Source organism: Streptomyces sp. AM 2-1-1 (assembly GCF_029167645.1).
Taxonomy (GTDB): domain Bacteria; phylum Actinomycetota; class Actinomycetes; order Streptomycetales; family Streptomycetaceae; genus Streptomyces.
The window spans coordinates 3,639,461-3,657,547 of sequence record NZ_CP119147.1 but is presented as its reverse complement, the minus strand read 5'-3'; the positions used below and the strand labels follow the sequence as shown (position 1 = coordinate 3,657,547).

The window sequence follows — 18,087 nt, the reverse complement described above, 5'->3', positions numbered from 1 at the left end:
CGGCCGTGCTGACCAGGGGGCCTCCCCCGATGTTGCGATGATCGCTCCGTGACTACCTCCCAGGACCGTCCCGAGCCCCCGGACCACTCACACGCCCACACGCACGGTCATGGCCCCGCGGCGCCCGTCTCGACCCACCTGCGCAAGGTCATCGCGTGCGTGCTGATCCCCTTCGCCGCGGCGGTGGTCGTCGGCCTCGCGGTGCTCTGGCCCGGCGGCACCCCCGCACACGAGCACACCGGTGTGGGCTTCGACCGGCAGACCGAGCAGGGGCAGGTGGTGAAGGTCGACCGGGTGAACTGTGCGGACGTCAATGCCGCCCAGGTACCCGCCACGGGGGGTACCTCCACGGGCTCCGGGCCCGGTGCGGCGGCCGGCGACACCGGCGACTGCAAGAAGGCGACCATCGAGGTGACCAGCGGTGACGACAAGGGCCGCACCTTCGCGGAGATCATCCAGCCCGACGCGTCACGGCAGTTGAGCGAGGGTCAGGGGGTGGTCCTGGCATACGCGCCGGACGCGCCGCACGACCTGCAGTACTCGGTCACCGACGTGGACCGGAAGCTTCCGATGGCGCTGCTGGCCGGAATCTTCGCCGTGGCCGTCATCGTCGTGGGCCGCCTGCGCGGGTTGATGGCGCTGGTGGCGCTCGCGGTCTCCTTCGCCGTGCTGACGCTCTTCATCCTCCCGGCGATCCTGCAGGGGTCGAACCCGCTGCTCGTGGCGGTGGTGGGAGCGAGCGCGATCATGCTCATCGCGCTGTACACCTGCCACGGAATCACCGCGCGCACCTCGGTGGCGGTGATCGGCACCCTGATCTCGCTGGTGTTGATCGGCCTGTTGGGCTCCGTCTTCATCGACTGGGCGGGGTTGACCGGCAACACCGACGACAACACGGGGCTCATCCACGGCCTCTACCCCGACATCGACATGAGTGGTCTGCTGCTGGCCGGTGTGATCATCGGCTCGCTCGGCGTCCTCGACGACGTGACGGTCACCCAGACGTCGGCGGTCTGGGAACTGCACCAGGCGGACCCGAGCATGGGGGCGCGCGGGCTCTACCGCGCGGGCATCCGGATCGGGCGTGACCACATCGCGTCGGTGGTCAACACCCTGGTGCTGGCGTACGCGGGCGCCGCACTGCCGCTGCTGCTGCTCTTCTCGATCGCGCAGAGCAGTGTCGGCACGGTCGCCAACAGCGAGCTGGTGGCCGCGGAGATCGTCCGTACCCTCGTCGGCTCGATCGGACTCGTCGCGTCGGTGCCCGTCACGACGGTGCTCGCCGCTCTGGTGGTGTCCGCGGACCGCACAGGGCTCGGCGCGGAAGCCAAGGCTCCTGCACCCGTACGGACCGGGAGGGGGCGCCGCCGCAAGAGGTGAGCGCGGATGCCCGAAAAGCTAACGGGCCGACACCGTGTCAGCCCGCGTTCTGTTCCTCGGCGAGGATCCTGCCGAGCGCCTCTTCGAGATTCCCGTCGAAGTCACCCTGCGTGTGCTCCTGTCCCAGCGGCACCAACTTGTCCGTCCGGTCGAGAAACGCCACCAGCGGCGCCGTGCCGGCCCGGAACAGAGCCCGGTCCGCTCCGACCTGGAGTCGGATGTGCACGTCACAGAGCCCTTCCGGCTCGGTGGGCCCGATGTGCACATCACCGTCGCCGCTGGGGCTGTTGAGGCCGTCGAGCAGGAGCTCACGGCCGAAAGCCCAGGTGACCGGGGCATCGCCCGGCAGATGGAAGGTCATCCTGATCGCGTACGGATCACCCACCTCGTACCGGAGCTCCACCGGAATACGGAACGAGAGCTCCTCGGAGACGAGGAAGCTCATCATGACCTCTGCTTGAACCGACTCGCGCATCGTTCAACCCCGCAGTAGATGAATCTGGCCAGGAATGATCCCCCCTGGCCCTATTGACGCCATCGTGGTGCACGCGATAGCAGATCACAAGGAGTGATTTTTCAGATACTGATAGAGAACACGAACGAACGCAAGAGCCGCGCCACTTCACTCCGTAGTTGTTCGACTGCGGGGAGCAACTGCTCCTGCCGATCCAGGGGTAGAGAAATGGCCATCGCGGCGACGGCCGAACCTGCGGTGATGGGGATGGCGGCGCAGACCGTCCCCAGTGCGTACTCCTGTCGCTCAATGACAGGTTTCATACGTTCCATCGAACGCAATCGCTCAAGAAAGACCGGGCGATCTCGCACTGAGTAACGGGTCAGGGGACGCACCGGATGGCGGAGCAGATGGTCCTCGCGTGCGTCCTCGTCGAGCTGTCCGAGCAGGCACTGACCCAGCGCATGGGCATGGCCCGTCTCGGCGATGGGAGCCCACTCGTCGACGGCCGGCGTCTCGGCGGAGTCCGCCACGGCGACCAGCTCGATCTCGCCCTCGCGGTACACGGCGCAGTAGACCGGGGCACCCAGTTCGTCGCACCACCGGGCGAGCGAGTCGTTGAGTCTTCCGCGCCTGCTCTCCTCCGCCGCCCGGCCGGACATCCGCTCGGCGGCGGCACCGAGGACGAAGACCCCGTTCTCCCGCCGGAGATAGCCCTCATGGGCCAGGGTACGCAGCAGGTGGTACGTGGTCGGCAGGGGCAGCCCCGCCTCCCGCGCGAGCTGCTTGGCGGGAGCGCCGTCCTGATGGGCGCCCACCGCCTCCAGCAGTCTCAGGGCCCGCTGGACCGAACCGATCAGCGTCGGAACAGCGGTGGTCGATGCCGTGGTCACGGTCACCCCCAGGCATGGTGACGGGCGGTCAGCCCTCCCGTGGAGGCCGCCCCCACGGGCGTGCCGCGAGCCCGGGCGCGGAGTCGGCTGTCGCGGAACCATTGGTCAGGATGGTGACGGACAGTTGATTCCCAGGCGGCGGCAGCGAAGCGTCACTGTAGCCGCAGGGGCCGTGCGCGGGGCGGATTCGGGGCGCGCTTACCTCTGCCGGGCTAATCCGCGCGACACTCCGTGACCACGGTGGGTGCGTGCGCCGCACGTTCGTGTACAGGAGTGCCCGGACCCGGGCCGGACGCCGCTTCTTACCAGTCGCGCCGGGAGTCCGAGGACGACGAGAGGAACCTGCGTACGACGAAGATCAGTCCGCCGACGAGGACGACGAAGAGCAGCACCTTGAAGAGCAGGGTCACCACGAAGGTGACCACGCTGGCGATCAGTCCGCCGAACACCGCGATCGCGATCACCGGCACCGCGATCCACTTCACCCACCAGGGCATACCCGCGAACATCTCCCGGACCGCCATCGTCCTTACCTCGTCTCTCGTGACCCAGTCCCGCCGAGCCGGGGGATTCCCGGTTCCCGGTCCCCGGCTTCCCGGTTCCCGACACCGATGCTAGAGCGGCCCCGGGCTCTGGAGACGGTCCGCATCCCCCGTACTCCCCTGATCGATCCCCTAGGGTCTCCCCTTCGGAACGGGGCCCGCCCTCGGGGCAGAACCCGGGCACAGGGCACAGGGCACAGGGCTCACGGCTCACGGCTCACGGCTCAGTCGAGGCACGGCGGGCCGCCGGTGACACGGCGACCCCGCGGATCAGGCCGGCGGCCGGGCGACGGCGCAGCGGGTCGCGGGGGTCGGCGGGTCCGGCCCCGCCCGGTCAGGCCTCCGGCGGGGAGAAGACCACCATGACCCGCAGGTCCTCGGTGATGTGGTGGAACTTGTGGGCCACCCCGGCCGGTACGTACACGACGCTCCCCCGGGCCACCTGGGTCGTCTCCATCCCGACGGTGATCGACGCACGTCCGCTGACGACGAGGTAGACCTCGTCCTGACCGTGCGGACGCTGCGGATCGAGCGCGCCGGCGTCGAGCGCGTACAGACCCACGGACATGTTCCGCTCGCGCAGGAACTGCAGATAGGCCCCGTCGTTGGCGGCCCGTTCCGCTTCCAGTTCGTCGAGCCTGAATGCCTTCATGTGCGGTGCGCCCCTCGTGCTCGTCCTGGGTTCCGTACGGTCGGTGTACCCCGTCATCCGTGTCTGCCACGATCAGACACATGAAGAACTTCGTCGTCAAGACGACCGCCAACGCAGGCGCTCTGGCGGTGGCCATCTGGCTGCTGGGGGACATCACGCTGACCGGTGGCACCACCGGCCGCGAGATACTCACCCTCCTGCTGGTCGCTCTGCTCTTCGGACTGGTCAACTTCCTCGTCAAGCCGGTCGTCCAGCTCCTCACGCTGCCGCTCTTCGTCCTCACCCTGGGTCTGATCACCCTGGTCGTCAACGCCCTCATGCTGAAACTGACGTCGTGGCTGGCGGGTGCGGCCGACCTCAGCTTCCATGTCGAGGGCTTCTGGACCGCCGTGCTGGGTGGTCTGATCATCTCGGTCGTCTCCTGGGCCCTGCACGTCGTCCTCCCGGACGAGGACTGAGACACCCCGACGGCCACCGCGCACGTGCTGAGAAGGTGCAGGCAGCACCGGCGACAGCCCGGGAAGGAAGCGAGGAGCGCAGCATGAGCAGCATCGGCGACGGAACGAGAGCGGTACGGGCGGGTCTCCCCGAGCCGCAGCAGTACGAACCCACCCTCCCGGGACCCGTCTTCGCCGCCCACTTCCACCTCTCGGGAGAACCGGTCGGTCCGTACACCTACGGCCGGGAGACCAACCCGACGTGGACCCACCTGGAGAAGGCCATCGGCGAGCTGGAAGCGCCGGGGGAGGAGGTCGTGACGACCGTCTTCGCTTCCGGCATGGCCGCGATCTCGGCGGTCCTCTTCTCCCAGGCGCGCGCGGGCGACATCGTCGTCCTGCCGACCGACGGATACCAGGCGCTGCCGCTGGTACGGGAGCAGCTGGAGGCGTACGGCGTGGAGGTCCGCACCGCCCCCACCGGCGGCGACGGCCAGCTGACCGCCCTCGAAGGTGCCAAGCTGCTCTGGATCGAGACGCCCTCCAACCCGGGCCTGGACGTCTGCGACATCCGGCGACTGGTCGAGGCGGCGCACGCCGGCGGCACCCTGGTGGCCGTCGACAACACCCTCGCCACACCGATCGGCCAGCGGCCGCTGGACCTGGGCGCCGACTTCTCGGTGGCCAGCGACACCAAGGGCATGACCGGACACGGCGACATCCTGCTCGGTCACGTGACCTGCCGCGACACCGACCTGGCCGCCGGGGTGCGCCGCTGGCGCAAGGTGGTCGGCGCCATCCCCGGCCCGATGGAAGCCTGGCTCGCCCACCGGTCGCTCGCCACGCTCCAGTTGCGCATCGAGCGGCAGTGCTCCACCGCGCTCACGCTCGCGGAGGCGCTCGTCGAGCGGTCCGAGGTCACCGGGCTGCGCTACCCGGGGCTCCCGTCCGACCCGTCGTACCCCGTCGCCGTACGGCAGATGCGGCGCTTCGGCTCGGTGGTGTCGTTCGAGCTGGCGGACCGGCAGACCGCGGAGCGCTTCCTGGAGGCCCTGCGCCTGGTCGACGACGCCACGAGCTTCGGAGGCCTGCGGTCCACCGCCGAACGGCGCGGCCGCTGGGGCGGCGACGCGGTGTCCGAGGGCTTCGTCCGCTTCTCGGTCGGGGCCGAGGACCCGGAGGACCTGCTCGCCGACGTGGCACAGGCGCTGGACGCCGCCACCCGCTGAAGCCGGGCCGCCCGAGGCCGGCCGTGCTCCGGTCGCACGGGGGGTGCCCGAGGCCGGCCGCGCTCCGGTCGCACGGGGGTGCCCCGTGCCGCCGGAGCCCCTCCACCGCGGGGAGCCACGTGAGCGGGTGGGCGGTTGCGGGGCGCCGACCTGTGCGCCGTCTTCCCGGATCGCACGGACGGGGGCGAACGGGAAGCCATCACGCGGTCGGTACCGATGTCCGTCATCCGGGTATCGGCCCGCCGGGAGTTTCAGAAGAGAGCCCGCGGGCCACGCTCTTGCCATGACCGAACGCCCTGTGGTCAAGCGCACCGCACGCGCCCTCCTGCTCGACGGCGACCACCTCATCCTGATCAAGCGGACGAAGCCGGGTGTCGACCCCTACTGGGTGACACCCGGCGGCGGGGTCGAGCCCGAGGACGCCACCGTCGTCGACGCCCTGCACCGTGAGATCGACGAGGAGCTGGGTGCCAAGATCTTCGACGTGGTGCCCTGCTTCGTCGACACCGTCGAACACATCGCGGACGGCGGGGCGGCGGGAGTGAAGGTCCAGCACTTCTTCGTCTGCCGACTGGAGTCGATGGACCCGTCGAAGCGCCACGGCCCCGAGATCGAAAACCCCTGCGGGGAGTACGAGATCGTCCGGGTCCCCTTCAGCCGGGTCGGCATCGCCGCCGTCCACCTGGTGCCGCTCTCCCTCCGCCACTACCTGGACGGCAACATCGAAGGCGTACGGGCGATGCTCGCGCTTGACCTGAGCTGATGTCGGATACGCGCGGCCGTTTCACGTGAAACACGCGGCCCCGACCGCGATGCCACGGACGGTTGGGCGCCCCGGCATCAGGATCTTCCGCCCCCGGACGGGCCGGAAAGGCCATCTGGGGGGACACGTGAGGGAATCCTTCGTGGAAAACCTTGGCGAAGGAAGGGAGAAGGAGGTGGACGGGCCGCCCCGGCGTCCGCCAGCCTGACTGCCATGCCCCCCACGCGACACGGCCTCGCCGATGACCTGCCCATCCGGCGCCTCGGCCGGGGCGACCTTGTCGCCTGTTCGGACCTCAGCGAGGACCGGGGCTGGCCCCGGGACGAGCACCGGTGGGGTCTCCTCCTCGGGGCGGGTACGACGTACGGCATCGACGATCCCAGCGGCAAGGGCTTGGCCGCCGCCTGTGTGGTGACGTCGTACGAGCCCGTGCACGCGGCGCTCGGCATGATGCTGGTCGCGCAACGGTTCGCACGCCAGGGCATGGGCCGCCGTCTGCTGCTCCATGCCCTGGATGAGCACGGCCACGTCCCGCTGACCCTCTTCGCGACGGACCAGGGCCGACCGCTCTACGAAGGGCTCGGTTTCACCGTCGTGGGGAGCGTGGAGAGGTCGGTCGGGCGGTTTCTGCCGGGCCACGTCCAGGGGGAGGCCGACGGAGGGACGCGCGGCTCGTCCGCGACCACGACGCGTGCGGCGACGGCCCGGGACCTGCCGGCGCTCCTGACGCTCGACACGGCCGTCTTCGGTGTCGAGCGGACCCGGATGCTCGCCCGCCTGCCCGCTTTCTCGGACCACTTCCGCATCGCCGAACGGGCCGGTGAACTGATGGGGTTCGCGGCGCTCTGGCCCAGCGACGGGAGCCATGTGATCGGTCCGCTCGTGGCCTCGGACACGGCCACCGCGAAGGCACTGGTGGCTTCGCTCGCCTCGGAGACGAGCCTCCCGCTGCGGACGGAGATCGACACCCGCCACACCGAGTTGCGCGGCTGGCTCGCCGAGCACGGGCTCACGGCCGTATCCCGTACGGCCGTGATGGTCCGGGGCCGTACCGACCTGCCCGGCGACTGGAGCCGCAGGTTCGCACCGCTGACGGTGGCGACGGGCTGACCCGGCAGCCGCTCCCCGAGGCTGCCGGGTCGACGGATGCACTGCGGACTCGTCGGCCTCCGCACATGGGTCGAAACCGTCAGACCAGCGAGGCCACGGCGCCCGTGGCGAACCGGTGGTCCTGAGCGGGGGCACCGCCGCCGACGCCGACAGCGCCGATCAGCCGACCGTCGCGGTGCACCGGCACGCCACCCGCGATGAAGAGCAACGGGCGATCGAGCGCGGTCGGCAGCGAGTGGAAGAGTCCGCCGGGCTGGACGGCGTCCACGAGGTCGGCCGTGGGGGAGTTCAGCTGCAGGGCGGTGTAGGCCTTGCGGGTACTGGTCTCCCCCGCGATGAGAACGGCGCGGTCGTCCCGGCGGAAGGCGAGCAGGTGGCCGCCCGCGTCCAGCACGGTGACGGCGGCGGCGACACCCGCTGCCTCGGCGGCGGTGCGGGCCGCCTCGATCAGGGACTCGGCGTCGTCGACGGTGAGCGGGGCGACCGCGGTGCGGGTGGGCGTGCTCATGGTGTTCTCCAACGTGATCGTTGATGCGGTGGGGGCGGGCGGTCGCGGAACCGCCCGTGGGGGTGAAGGAAAGTTCAGGAACCGGCCGCGGCGGATGCGCCGGCCGGCTCGGGGACGCGGGCGGGGGCGGGGGCGGTCCGGTTCTCCTCCGCCTGCCGGCGCTCCAGCAGGCTGGAGACGAGGGCGAGAATCAGGGCGGCTCCCGCGAGGGCCGCGCCGACCCAGTTGGGCGCGGTGTAGCTGAAGCCGGCCGCGATCACCATGCCGCCGAGCCAGGCGGAGAGTGCGTTGCCCAGGTTGAAGGCGCCGATGTTGACGGCGGAGGCGAGCGTCGGAGCACCTGATGCCTGGTCCAGTACGCGTTTCTGCAGCGGCGGCACCGTGGCGAACCCCAGAGCTCCGATGAGGACGATGGTGACGGCGGCGGCGACTTTGTTGTGCGCGGTCACCGTGAACAGGGCCAGCACGACCGCGAGCGCCCCGAGCGTGACGAAGAGCATGGGCATGAGGTGCCGGTCGGCGAACTTCCCGCCCAGCAGATTGCCGACCACCATGCCGGCCCCGAAGAGGACCAGCAGCCAGGTGACCGAGGACGGCGCGAATCCGGCGACCCCGGTCATCATCGGAGTGATGTAGGTGATCGCGGCGAAGACCCCGCCGAAGCCCAGCACCGTCATCGCCATGGCGAGCAGCACCTGCACGTTCCGGAAGGCCGCGAGTTCGTGGCGGAGTCGCACGCCGTCGGGGCGGGACTGCTCCGGTACGAGCTTCGCCACGCCGAGCAGGCCGAGCACTCCGAGGGCGGCGACGACGAAGAAGGTCACCCGCCATCCCGCGGTCTGACCGATGTAGGTACCCAGCGGAACGCCCACGACGTTGGCGACCGTCAGCCCGGTGAACATGAGGGCGATGGCTCCGGCCTTCTTCTCGGGCGCCACCAGGTCGGCCGCGACGACCGATCCGATGCCGAAGAAGGCGCCGTGGGCGAGCGAGGCGATCACCCTTCCGACGATCATGACGCCGAAGACGGGAGCCAGGGCCGAGACCACGTTGCCCATGATGAAGAGGCCCATCAGCAGCATCAACATCCGTTTGCGGCTGATCCGTGTGCCCAGCAGTGACATGAGCGGAGCGCCGACGACCACGCCGAGCGCGTATCCCGTGACCAGGAAGCCCGCGGCCGGGATGGACACCTGGAAGTCCGCGGCCACCTCGGGGAGCAACCCCATGATCACGAACTCGGTGGTCCCGATCCCGAAAGCCCCGATGGCGAGGGCGAGAAGCGCCAGCGGCATGAGTAGACCTCTCCTGAAAGTTGCGTCTGCGTTTTACAAGCGTTGACAATAATTGCAGACGCTGACTAATTGCAAACGCGGGCTATTGCAGGAGTCGCCTATCCTGGAACCAAGCAGCTCCAGCACGGAGGAGAGACGATGACCGCCACGGACCCCGCCCTGACCGCCCTGTCACAGGGCTGGTGTGCTCTTTCCCTGCTGCACGGGAAGATCGAGGCGCATATCGAGCGGGCCCTGCAGACCGGTCACGACCTGAGCGTCAGGGAGTACTCCCTGCTGGACGTGTTGAGCCGGCAGCACCACGGCACCGGTGGCCACCTCCAGATGAAGCAGGTGGCGGATGCGGTCGTGCTGAGTCAGAGCGCCACCACGCGCCTGGTGACCCGCCTGGAGGACCGTGGGTTGCTCACCCGGTACCTCTGCGACACGGACCGACGGGGCATCTACACCGACGTGACCGAAGCGGGCCTCGCTCTGCTCGCCGAGGCCCGCCCCACCAACGACGCCGCCCTCCGCGCCGCCCTCGACGAAGCGGCGGCCGACCATCCCGAGCTGGAGCCGCTCGTCAGGACGGTCGAAGGGCTCAAGGCCACGGTGTGAGCGAGGCCGGGCCGACTGCGCCGAAGCTCGCGTGGACGGGAAACGGCGCCCCTCACCGCGCCCCCCGCCGAGGGGGCGACGCCCCACGCAGTGCCCCCCGCAGAGGGTGCGGCGCCCTTCGCAGTGCCCGCTGCGTAGGGTGCCGATCATGAGAGAACTGCTGATACGGCCCGCTTCGCCGGCCGACCTCCCGGCCATCGTCGCGATGCTCGCCGACGACCCCCTGGGCGCGGGACGCGAGTCGCCCGACGACCTCTCCCCGTACGAGAAGGCCTACCAGCGCCTCTCGGACGATCCGAACCAGTATCTGATGGTCGCCGTCCGCGGAGACCGGATCGTGGGTACGGCCCAGCTCACCATCGTCCCCGGACTGTCGCGGCGCGGCGCCACCCGTTCCGTCATCGAAGGGGTCCGCGTGCACGGGGAGGAGCGCGGCAGCGGCCTGGGGACGCGGTTGATCCAGTGGGCCGTGGACGAATCCCGCCGCCAGGAGTGCCAGTTGGTCCAGCTGACCTCTGACGCCACCCGCACCGACGCCCACCGCTTCTACGAGCGCCTCGGCTTCACCCCCAGTCATGTGGGCTTCAAGCTCATGCTCTGACGCGCAGGTCCGCCACGAACACTGCGGAGAGCCGCCCGCGGCCGAGGGTTCACCCCCTACGGTGCGACCGCTCGCCGCACACCCAGCAGGGCGTCTCATCGGACCGCGCCTCCCCGTTCCACGTGAAACACGTTCGAGCCGTAGCCGGGTCGGCCATCGGGTTCGCCCCGCTCGCATTGGCCGCCCTGGCCGCCCTGGCCGCCTTGGCCGCCTTGGCCGCCTTGGCCGCCTTGGCCGCCTTGGCCGCCTTGGCCGCCTTGGTCAGAGGGAGAGCCCGCGCCAGCCGTCGGCGTCTACGCCTCCGGGGATGTCCGCCGCGGGGTCATAGGGTTCACGGGTGAAGACGAAGGAGCCGAGGTCGAGATGGGCCACCGATCCGTCGGGGTTCCGCACGATCCGCAACGACTCCCCCGCGTGGTAACCGCTCAACCCGGTCCAACTGCCGTCCCGCTCCGCCCGGAAGGTGGCACCCCGGCCCGTTCCCAGCAGCGGTGCCAGCTCGAGATCGCGGTCCGCGAGCAGCCTCACACCGTATCGCTGGGTTCCCCAGTACCAGAGGCCGGTCAGAGCCAGCAGCTCCTGATCGACCTCGGTGAGGGGGCGCCAGGGCTCCGGGATGCGAGGCTCGGCCTCGGCGACGATCCGTACGAGGTCCTGGGCCACCTCGGTGATGGGCGGACCGGACGTCGCGTTGGCCAGAACCACTGCGGCCACGTCGTCCTCCGCGCACACCCAGAGACAGGCCAGGAAGCCGGGCAGCGAGCCGGCGTGCCCGAAGAGCGTGCGCCCGTCCCTGTGGACGATCTGAAGCCCTGTTCCGTAGGTGTTCGCCCAGTCACCGCTCTCGACCGGCACCGAGGGGACACGCATCTCGCGTACCACGGCGGCGCTCAGGACCCGCTCGTCCCCCCGCGCCAGGAAACCGGCGAAAACGAGCAGGTCCCCCACGGTCGACCAGAGCTGTCCGGCAGGCGCCATCAGCCCCAGATCATGGCTGGGCTCCGGCAGCATCACGTCCGCCCAGGGGTGTACGGCCCACCCTCCCGCATGCGGCGCCTCGGGCCGCACACTCGTCCGCCCCATCCCCAAGGGCTCCAGGATCTCCTTCCGGAGCGCCTCCTCCCAGGAGACCCCGCGCACGGCCTCGACGAGGGAACCGAGCACGGTGTAGCCGGGGTTCGAGTAGTGGTGGCGTACTCCGGCAGGATGCCGGAAGGGCCGTTCACCGAGGACGGCGGCCAGATCCGGCCGTGAGTCGCCGGGAGTCCGCTCCCACCACGGGGAAGGCGTCTCAGCGGTGATCCCGGCACCGTGGCCGAGGAGCTGACGAATGCTCACCCCTCCGACTCCGGAGTCCGGCAGGTGCTTTTCGACCTGGTCGTCGAGATCAATTAGCCCTTCTTCCCTCAGCCGGAGTACCAGCACGGCGGTGAAGGTCTTGGTGATCGAGCCGATCCTGTACTGGGTGTCGCTGTCCGGCTCATGCCCGTCGACGCAGCTCCGGCCCCCGCTCCAGCCGATCCGCCCCTGTCGGAGCACCCCGGCCACCAGCGAGGGGGTCCTTCCCTCCACCTGTGCGGTGGCCGTGCGGTGCAGCAGGGCCCGGCACGTGGCCGGCAACAGTTCTTCACTCCATGAGGTCATGAGGTGTAGGAATACCGAAACACCGACCGTATGGCGAGTCCATAAGTGTGCCCCGCTCCCCTGCCCGCCCTCTGCCACCACGCGGAGGCGTGGTCGCCCCGGGCGACAGCGGTGAGAGCGGCGCTCAGAACCTCATGAGGGAGGCGAGCCTCGGCGCGGGTGTTGTCGGCCTGTGCGGAGCAGGATCCGCGCTCTCCTCCTGGACGGAGGGGCCATGACTCCGGGGCCGGACATCAGCCCGTTCTCCGCCATGACGCGATCGTCTCGTGGACCTGCACCGGAGAGACCGACGTCCAGCCGCCCCCGTCCGGAGTCGGGCGACCAGGCGCCGGCTGAGAGCGTGCGGTGCGGCCTCCTGGCCCAAGTCAGGCCCAGGTCCAGGAGCTGAACGGTGCGGACGGCTTGGAAAGTGTCGCGATGAGGCCAAGGGGATACCGCGGAGCCGAGAGGTCAGGCGGACCGGGAGGCGATCCGGCGACGCGCAGACCCCCAGACCTCCTCGAACTCCTGGGAGGTGAGTTGTTCGGGGTCGTGGCCTTCCCATGCTGAGACGGGGCTCTCGGCTGTGATCCCGAACTCGCTGCCGTAGTCGTCGAGGCGGCCTGCGTCGTAGGCCCGCTGCCACTCGGTGAGGGAGGCAGCCGCGATCGGCGTCAGCTCAGGCCCTTCGAGTTCGACTTGCCGGATCACCCAGCCGTCGGCGTCGACTTCGAAGTAGAACCAGGTGTCTTCCTCGTCCCAGTAGCAGCGCATCCATGTCTTCATGAGCCCATGATGGCGGGGGTGTACGGATGGTCTTCGCTGGAGTGCGACACCCTTCATCCTCGCCGAGGCTGACCGTCCGACGGGGAGGTGGGAGCGAACCGGGAAGCGGCAGGGGGATCGTGCATCCGGTGCTCGGGACGGGCTGATCCCTTGAGACCCTGGCCGGGGCACGGTGGGGAGCAGCGTCATGGGCCAGCCGCGTTCGGCTCTGGCCGACAGCGGCCCGCCGAGCTCTCGGTCGACCCGGTTGATCCGGTTGATCCGGTTGATCCGGTTGATCCGGGACAAGGGTGCGAGAGGTGAGGCCCCGCACGAGTCGGCTCAGGTCTGCGCCATGTCCACGAAGCGGGAGTAGTGGCCCTGGAACGCCACCGTGATCGTGGCGGTGGGACCGTTGCGGTGCTTGGCGACGATCAGGTCCGCCTCACCGGCGCGGGGCGACTCCTTCTCGTACGCGTCCTCGCGGTGCAGCAGGATGACCATGTCGGCGTCCTGCTCGATGGAGCCGGACTCACGGAGGTCGGAGACCATCGGCTTCTTGTCCGTACGCTGCTCGGGCCCGCGGTTCAGCTGGGAGAGCGCGATGACCGGGAGCTCCAGCTCCTTGGCGAGAAGCTTGAGGTTTCGCGACATGTCCGACACCTCTTGCTGGCGGCTCTCCGCGCGCTTCGCCCCGCCGGACTGCATCAGCTGGAGGTAGTCGATGACCACCAGTTTGAGGTCGTTGCGCTGCTTCAGCCGACGGCACTTCGCCCGGATCTCCATCATGGAGAGGTTCGGGGAGTCGTCGATGTACAGCGGAGCCGCCGACACGTCCGGCATCCGCCGGGCCAGCCGCGTCCAGTCCTCGTCCGTCATCGTGCCCGAGCGCATGTGGTGGAGCGCCACCCGCGCCTCGGCGGACAGGAGACGCATCGCAATCTCGTTCCGCCCCATTTCCAGCGAGAAGATCACGCTCGGCAGATTGCCCTTGATCGAGCAGGCACGCGCGAAGTCCAGGGCCAGGGTGGACTTGCCCATGGCGGGGCGGGCCGCGATGACGATCATCTGGCCCGGGTGGAGACCGTTCGTCAGCGCGTCGAGGTCGGTGAAGCCCGTGGGTACACCCGTCATCTCCCCGCTGCGGGAGCCGATCGCCTCGATCTCGTCGAGGGCCCCCTCCATGATGTCGCCGAGCGGCAGGTAGTCCTCGCTGGTGCGCTGCTCGGTGACGGCGTAGATCTCGGCCTGGGCGGAGTTGACGATCTCGTCGACGTCCCCGTCGGCCGCGTATCCCATCTGTGTGATCTTCGTACCCGCCTCGACCAGGCGACGCAGCACGGCTCGCTCATGGACGATCTCGGCGTAGTACGAGGCGTTCGCCGCCGTCGGCACCGACTGGACGAGGGTGTGGAGATACGGAGCGCCACCGACCTTGGTGATCTCGCCGCGCCGGACCAGCTCAGCGGCGACCGTGATCGGGTCGGCCGGCTCGCCCTTGGCGTAGAGATCGAGGATCGCCGTGAAGACGGTCTCGTGGGCGGGACGGTAGAAGTCATGACCCTTGATGACCTCCACGACCTCGGCGATGGCGTCCTTGGAGAGCAGCATGCCGCCCAGCACCGACTGCTCGGCGTCCAAGTCCTGCGGGGGTACCCGTTCGAAGCTCGGAGCACCGCCGTCCCAGCCGTTGTCCCGGCCCCGGTCGTGCTGGTCGTCCCGTCCACCGCGGTCACCGCGGTCACCGCGGCGCTGTCGGGAAACAGGCAGACGGTCGCTGGGACCGACGTCGGCCCAGGGCTCGTCCAAAGGCTCGGGAATGCTCACCGGGCCACCTCCTCCCGTCCGCTTCGCGGACCTAGCCATGCCACTCTTTCTTACGGCACGGCACCGACAAACAGGACACCCGACTCCGCTTCCGGCGCTTCGATGTGAGCGCGTTCGCCGGCACGGTCGGAGGCGGGGCGACGGTCCACGGTAGGCCGCCCCGCACCGTCAGCCAATCCAGTTATCCACAGGCCATGTGGACGACCGACCAGATGCTGTGGAGAAGTCCGCCGATCCTGTGCACGGACCGGGGGACAGTACTGTGGACAAACTCATAGGATCTGCATACTCACCGCTCTGACCTGGTGTTCTTCTGTCCACTGACTGTGGGGGAGAAAAACTTTTCCGCTTCTCGCAAGATCGCCCTGCACCGCGCGCGGCCCTGCGTGCGGGACCGGTGAAAGTAATAGCCTCAGATGGCTTGCATGTATTACCTGTGGAAGATTGGATGGGGTCTCGTGACCAAGGCTCCCGTGACACCGGCAACCGGTCGACGACGGCACGATCGAGAGATCATCGCCCTCGCCGTGCCCGCTTTCGGCGCCCTCGTCGCCGAGCCCCTCTTCCTCATGGTGGACAGCGCCATCGTGGGCCATCTCGGCACTCCGCAACTGGCGGGTCTCGGCGTGTCCGCCGCCCTTCTCTCCACCGCCGTCAGCATCTTCGTCTTCCTCGCCTACGCCACCACGGCAGCAGTAGCCCGGCGCCTCGGCGCGGGCGATCTCGCCTCCGCGATCCGGCAGGGCATGGACGGTATCTGGCTCGCCCTGCTTCTCGGTGCCCTGGTGGTCGCCGCCGTCCTCCCCACCGCACCCGGGATCGTCGACATCTTCGGCGCCTCCGGAACGGCGGCGCCGTACGCGACCACGTACCTCCGTATCTCGACGCTGGGGATACCCGCCATGCTCGTGGTACTGGCGGCCACCGGAGTACTGCGCGGACTCCAGGACACCCGCACTCCGCTGTACGTCGCCATCGGCGGCTTCTCCGCCAACGCGATCCTCAACGCCGCTCTGGTCTACGGCGCCGGCCTCGGCATCGCCGGATCCGCCTGGGGCACCGTGATCGCGCAATGGGGCATGGCCCTGGCCTATCTGGTCGTGGTGGTCCGGGGCGCCCACCGCCACGGAGCATCGCTGCGTCCCGACACGGCGGGTATCCGTGCGAGCGCCCGGGCCGGGGTTCCGCTGCTGATCCGTACACTCTCCCTCCGCGCGGTCCTGGTCATCGCCACCGCGGTCGCCGCCCGTCTCGGGGACGTGGACATCGCGGCACACCAGATCGTCCTCTCGCTCTGGACCCTGACCGCCTTCGCCCTGGACGCCATCGCCATCGCGGGCCAGGCGATCATCGGCCGCTACCTCGGCGCCGATGATGCGGACGGCGCCCGCGAGGCGTGCCGTCGGATGGTGGAGTGGGGCGTCGCGGCGGGAGTCGCGCTCGGGTTGCTCATCGTGCTCACCCGGCCGCTCTTCATCCCCCTGTTCACCAGCGACTCGTCGGTCCGGGACACCCTGCTGCCCGCACTGCTGGTGGTAGCGGTCTCCCAACCCATTGCCGGCGTGGTCTTCATCCTGGACGGCGTACTCATGGGAGCCGGGGACGGACGCTACTTGGCCTGGGCCATGCTCATCACGCTGGGCGTCTTCGCCCCGGTGGCCCTGCTGATCCCCACCCTCGGCGGCGGGCTCACCGCGCTCTGGTGGGCAATGGACCTGATGATGGCCGTCCGGTTGATCACGCTGTGGGTCCGCGCCCGCTCAGGGCGGTGGATCGTCACCGGCGCCAGCCGTTGAGCGGCACACCGGAACGGATCAGGGGCGCATCGGAGTTCGTCACCCCACCCCGTCGGAGCCCCAGCGCAGCTCCCCGTTTCACGTGAAACAGCCGCGGTCTTCCTCAGCCCGGCCGCTGCTCTCTCCACAGCTCATGTTTCACGTGGAACGACGAAGGGCCGCACCCGAGGGTGCGGCCCTTCACTTCACGCGTACGAGCGCTGCCTCAGGCAGCGACGACCTCGACGCCGAGCTGCGCTGCGACCTCAGGGTGCAGGCGCACGGACACCTGGTGGCCGCCGAGCGTCTTGATCGGCGAACCGAACTCGACGCGACGCTTGTCGACCTCCGGGCCACCGGCGGCCTTGATCGCCGAAGCGACGTCGGCCGGGGTGACGGAGCCGAAGAGGCGGCCGGCGTCGCCGGAGCGAACAGCCAGACGGACCTTCACGGACTCGAGCTTGGCCTTGATCTCGTTGGCCTGCTCGATCGTCGCGATCTCGTGGATCTTGCGGGCGCGGCGGATCTGCGCCACGTCCTTCTCGCCACCCTTGGTCCAGCGGATGGCAAAGCCACGCGGGACCAGGTAGTTGCGAGCGTAACCGTCCTTGACGTCGACGACGTCGCCTGCGGCACCGAGGCCAGTGACCTCGTGGGTGAGGATGATCTTCATGTGTGCGTCACCCTTCCCTTTATCGCGCGGTGGACGTGTAGGGCAGCAGCGCCATCTCACGGCTGTTCTTGACTGCCGTGGCGACGTCACGCTGGTGCTGCGTGCAGTTGCCGGTGACGCGGCGGGCACGGATCTTGCCACGGTCGGAAATGAACTTCCGCAGCATGTTCGTGTCCTTGTAGTCCACGTACTGGGTCTTGTCCTTGCAGAACGCGCAGACCTTCTTCTTAGGCTTGCGCACAGGCGGCTTCGCCATGGTGTTTCTCCTGTGTGATCAAGAAGTGGGGGTACGAGCCGGACCTAGAAAGGAGGCTCGTCCGAGTAGCCGCCGCCGCTGGAGCCGCCGGAGCCGCCGGAGCTTCCGCCCCAGCTGCCCTGGCCCCCGCCCTGCTGGCCGCCGGAGGGTGCGCCGGATGCCCAGGGGTCGGCGTCGGGAGCACCGCCGCCGCCCTGCTGGCCACCGCCACCGGGACCGCCGCCCCAGTTGCCGCCACCCTGCTGGCCGCCGCCGTATCCACCCTGCTGGCCACCGCTCTGGCCACCGCGACCGGAGGTCTTGGTGACCTTGGCCGTGGCGCTCTTCAAGCTGGGGCCGACTTCGTCGACATCCAGCTCGTAGACCGTGCGCTTGACGCCGTCACGGTCTTCGTACGACCGCTGCTTCAGCCGGCCCTGCACGATGACGCGCATGCCTCGCTGAAGCGACTCCGCGACGTTCTCCGCCGCCTGACGCCAGACCGAGCAGGTGAGGAACAGGCCTTCGCCGTCCTTCCACTCATTGGTCTGACGGTCGAAGATGCGGGGTGTGGACGCGACACGGAACTTCGCGACCGCCGCACCGGACGGGGTGAAGCGCAGCTCGGGGTCGTCGACGAGATTGCCGACGACCGTGATGACGGTCTCGCCTGCCATGGATGAACCTCTCGGCGGGGATTGCTTGCTGCTTGCTGCTACTCGAAC

The 18,087-nt window shown here is 69.4% G+C and carries 20 protein-coding genes; 8 read left to right on the top strand and 12 right to left on the bottom strand.

Annotated elements, in window-relative coordinates:
* Window positions 1–48: 48 nt before the first annotated feature.
* Entirely contained in the window at window positions 49–1,380 is a 1,332-nt protein-coding gene (locus PZB77_RS15900; RefSeq protein ID WP_275493262.1) for a YibE/F family protein, read from the top strand.
* 37 nt (window positions 1,381–1,417) lie between these two features.
* Here the strand turns inward: PZB77_RS15900 and PZB77_RS15895 are convergent, their stop codons facing one another.
* The 4 genes from PZB77_RS15895 to PZB77_RS15880 form a co-directional block, all read right to left on the bottom strand.
* Window positions 1,418–1,855 (bottom strand): SsgA family sporulation/cell division regulator, encoded by a 438-nt coding sequence (locus PZB77_RS15895; RefSeq protein WP_275493261.1) that lies wholly within the window; start codon window positions 1,853–1,855, stop codon window positions 1,418–1,420.
* Window positions 1,856–1,956: 101 nt separating this feature from the next.
* Window positions 1,957–2,727 (bottom strand): helix-turn-helix domain-containing protein, encoded by a 771-nt coding sequence (locus PZB77_RS15890; RefSeq protein WP_327270630.1) that lies wholly within the window; start codon window positions 2,725–2,727, stop codon window positions 1,957–1,959.
* Window positions 2,728–3,029: 302 nt separating this feature from the next.
* Entirely contained in the window at window positions 3,030–3,251 is a 222-nt protein-coding gene (locus PZB77_RS15885; protein WP_275493260.1) for a DUF5326 family protein, read from the bottom strand.
* 352 nt (window positions 3,252–3,603) lie between these two features.
* Window positions 3,604–3,921 (bottom strand): cupin domain-containing protein, encoded by a 318-nt coding sequence (locus PZB77_RS15880; RefSeq protein ID WP_275493259.1) that lies wholly within the window; start codon window positions 3,919–3,921, stop codon window positions 3,604–3,606.
* Between the two features lie 80 nt (window positions 3,922–4,001).
* Here PZB77_RS15880 and PZB77_RS15875 point away from each other — a divergent pair, with 80 nt between their 5' ends.
* From PZB77_RS15875 to PZB77_RS15860, 4 genes are all read left to right on the top strand, one after another.
* Complete coding sequence (locus PZB77_RS15875) at window positions 4,002–4,379, top strand: phage holin family protein (RefSeq protein ID WP_275493258.1); 378 nt, start codon at window positions 4,002–4,004, stop codon at window positions 4,377–4,379.
* An 83-nt stretch (window positions 4,380–4,462) separates the two neighbouring features.
* Window positions 4,463–5,587, top strand: a complete 1,125-nt coding sequence (locus PZB77_RS15870) for a cystathionine gamma-lyase (RefSeq protein ID WP_275493257.1) — start codon at window positions 4,463–4,465, stop codon at window positions 5,585–5,587.
* Between the two features lie 283 nt (window positions 5,588–5,870).
* Window positions 5,871–6,350, top strand: a complete 480-nt coding sequence (locus tag PZB77_RS15865; protein WP_275493256.1) for an NUDIX hydrolase — start codon at window positions 5,871–5,873, stop codon at window positions 6,348–6,350.
* A 213-nt stretch (window positions 6,351–6,563) separates the two neighbouring features.
* Entirely contained in the window at window positions 6,564–7,460 is an 897-nt protein-coding gene (locus PZB77_RS15860; protein ID WP_275493255.1) for a GNAT family N-acetyltransferase, read from the top strand.
* Window positions 7,461–7,539: 79 nt separating this feature from the next.
* On the opposite strand, the gene PZB77_RS15855 is transcribed toward PZB77_RS15860, so the two are convergent.
* Together PZB77_RS15855 and PZB77_RS15850 are read right to left on the bottom strand one after the other, a co-directional pair.
* A complete protein-coding gene (locus PZB77_RS15855; protein WP_275493254.1) occupies window positions 7,540–7,968 on the bottom strand; it encodes a heme-binding protein in 429 nt (142 codons plus the stop codon).
* Between the two features lie 74 nt (window positions 7,969–8,042).
* Window positions 8,043–9,263, bottom strand: coding sequence for an MFS transporter (locus PZB77_RS15850; protein ID WP_275493253.1), 1,221 nt, complete (start codon window positions 9,261–9,263; stop codon window positions 8,043–8,045).
* A 138-nt stretch (window positions 9,264–9,401) separates the two neighbouring features.
* Between PZB77_RS15850 and PZB77_RS15845 the strand changes: the two genes are divergently transcribed.
* Entirely contained in the window at window positions 9,402–9,863 is a 462-nt protein-coding gene (locus PZB77_RS15845; RefSeq protein WP_275493252.1) for a MarR family transcriptional regulator, read from the top strand.
* 148 nt (window positions 9,864–10,011) lie between these two features.
* Window positions 10,012–10,464, top strand: coding sequence for a GNAT family N-acetyltransferase (locus PZB77_RS15840; RefSeq protein WP_275493251.1), 453 nt, complete (start codon window positions 10,012–10,014; stop codon window positions 10,462–10,464).
* Between the two features lie 261 nt (window positions 10,465–10,725).
* Here the strand turns inward: PZB77_RS15840 and PZB77_RS15835 are convergent, their stop codons facing one another.
* The 3 genes from PZB77_RS15835 to dnaB form a co-directional block, all read right to left on the bottom strand.
* On the bottom strand, window positions 10,726–12,108 hold the full coding sequence (locus PZB77_RS15835) for a serine hydrolase domain-containing protein (RefSeq protein WP_275493250.1): 1,383 nt from the start codon (window positions 12,106–12,108) through the stop codon (window positions 10,726–10,728).
* A 450-nt stretch (window positions 12,109–12,558) separates the two neighbouring features.
* Entirely contained in the window at window positions 12,559–12,873 is a 315-nt protein-coding gene (locus PZB77_RS15830) for a hypothetical protein (protein WP_275493249.1), read from the bottom strand.
* Window positions 12,874–13,194: 321 nt separating this feature from the next.
* Window positions 13,195–14,661: a replicative DNA helicase gene (gene dnaB, locus PZB77_RS15825; RefSeq protein ID WP_275496080.1), complete on the bottom strand. Its 1,467-nt coding sequence runs from the start codon at window positions 14,659–14,661 to the stop codon at window positions 13,195–13,197.
* Between the two features lie 476 nt (window positions 14,662–15,137).
* Between dnaB and PZB77_RS15820 the strand changes: the two genes are divergently transcribed.
* On the top strand, window positions 15,138–16,475 hold the full coding sequence (locus PZB77_RS15820; RefSeq protein ID WP_275493248.1) for an MATE family efflux transporter: 1,338 nt from the start codon (window positions 15,138–15,140) through the stop codon (window positions 16,473–16,475).
* Window positions 16,476–16,680: 205 nt separating this feature from the next.
* Here PZB77_RS15820 and rplI read toward each other — a convergent pair whose 3' ends face one another.
* From rplI to PZB77_RS15805, 3 genes are read right to left on the bottom strand one after another with little or no spacing between them, the layout of a single operon-like run.
* Entirely contained in the window at window positions 16,681–17,127 is a 447-nt protein-coding gene (gene rplI / locus PZB77_RS15815; protein ID WP_266706586.1) for a 50S ribosomal protein L9, read from the bottom strand.
* Between the two features lie 19 nt (window positions 17,128–17,146).
* Window positions 17,147–17,383, bottom strand: coding sequence for a 30S ribosomal protein S18 (rpsR, locus tag PZB77_RS15810; RefSeq protein ID WP_003967857.1), 237 nt, complete (start codon window positions 17,381–17,383; stop codon window positions 17,147–17,149).
* Between the two features lie 44 nt (window positions 17,384–17,427).
* Complete coding sequence (locus PZB77_RS15805) at window positions 17,428–18,039, bottom strand: single-stranded DNA-binding protein (RefSeq protein ID WP_275493247.1); 612 nt, start codon at window positions 18,037–18,039, stop codon at window positions 17,428–17,430.
* Between the last annotated feature and the right edge of the window lie 48 nt (window positions 18,040–18,087).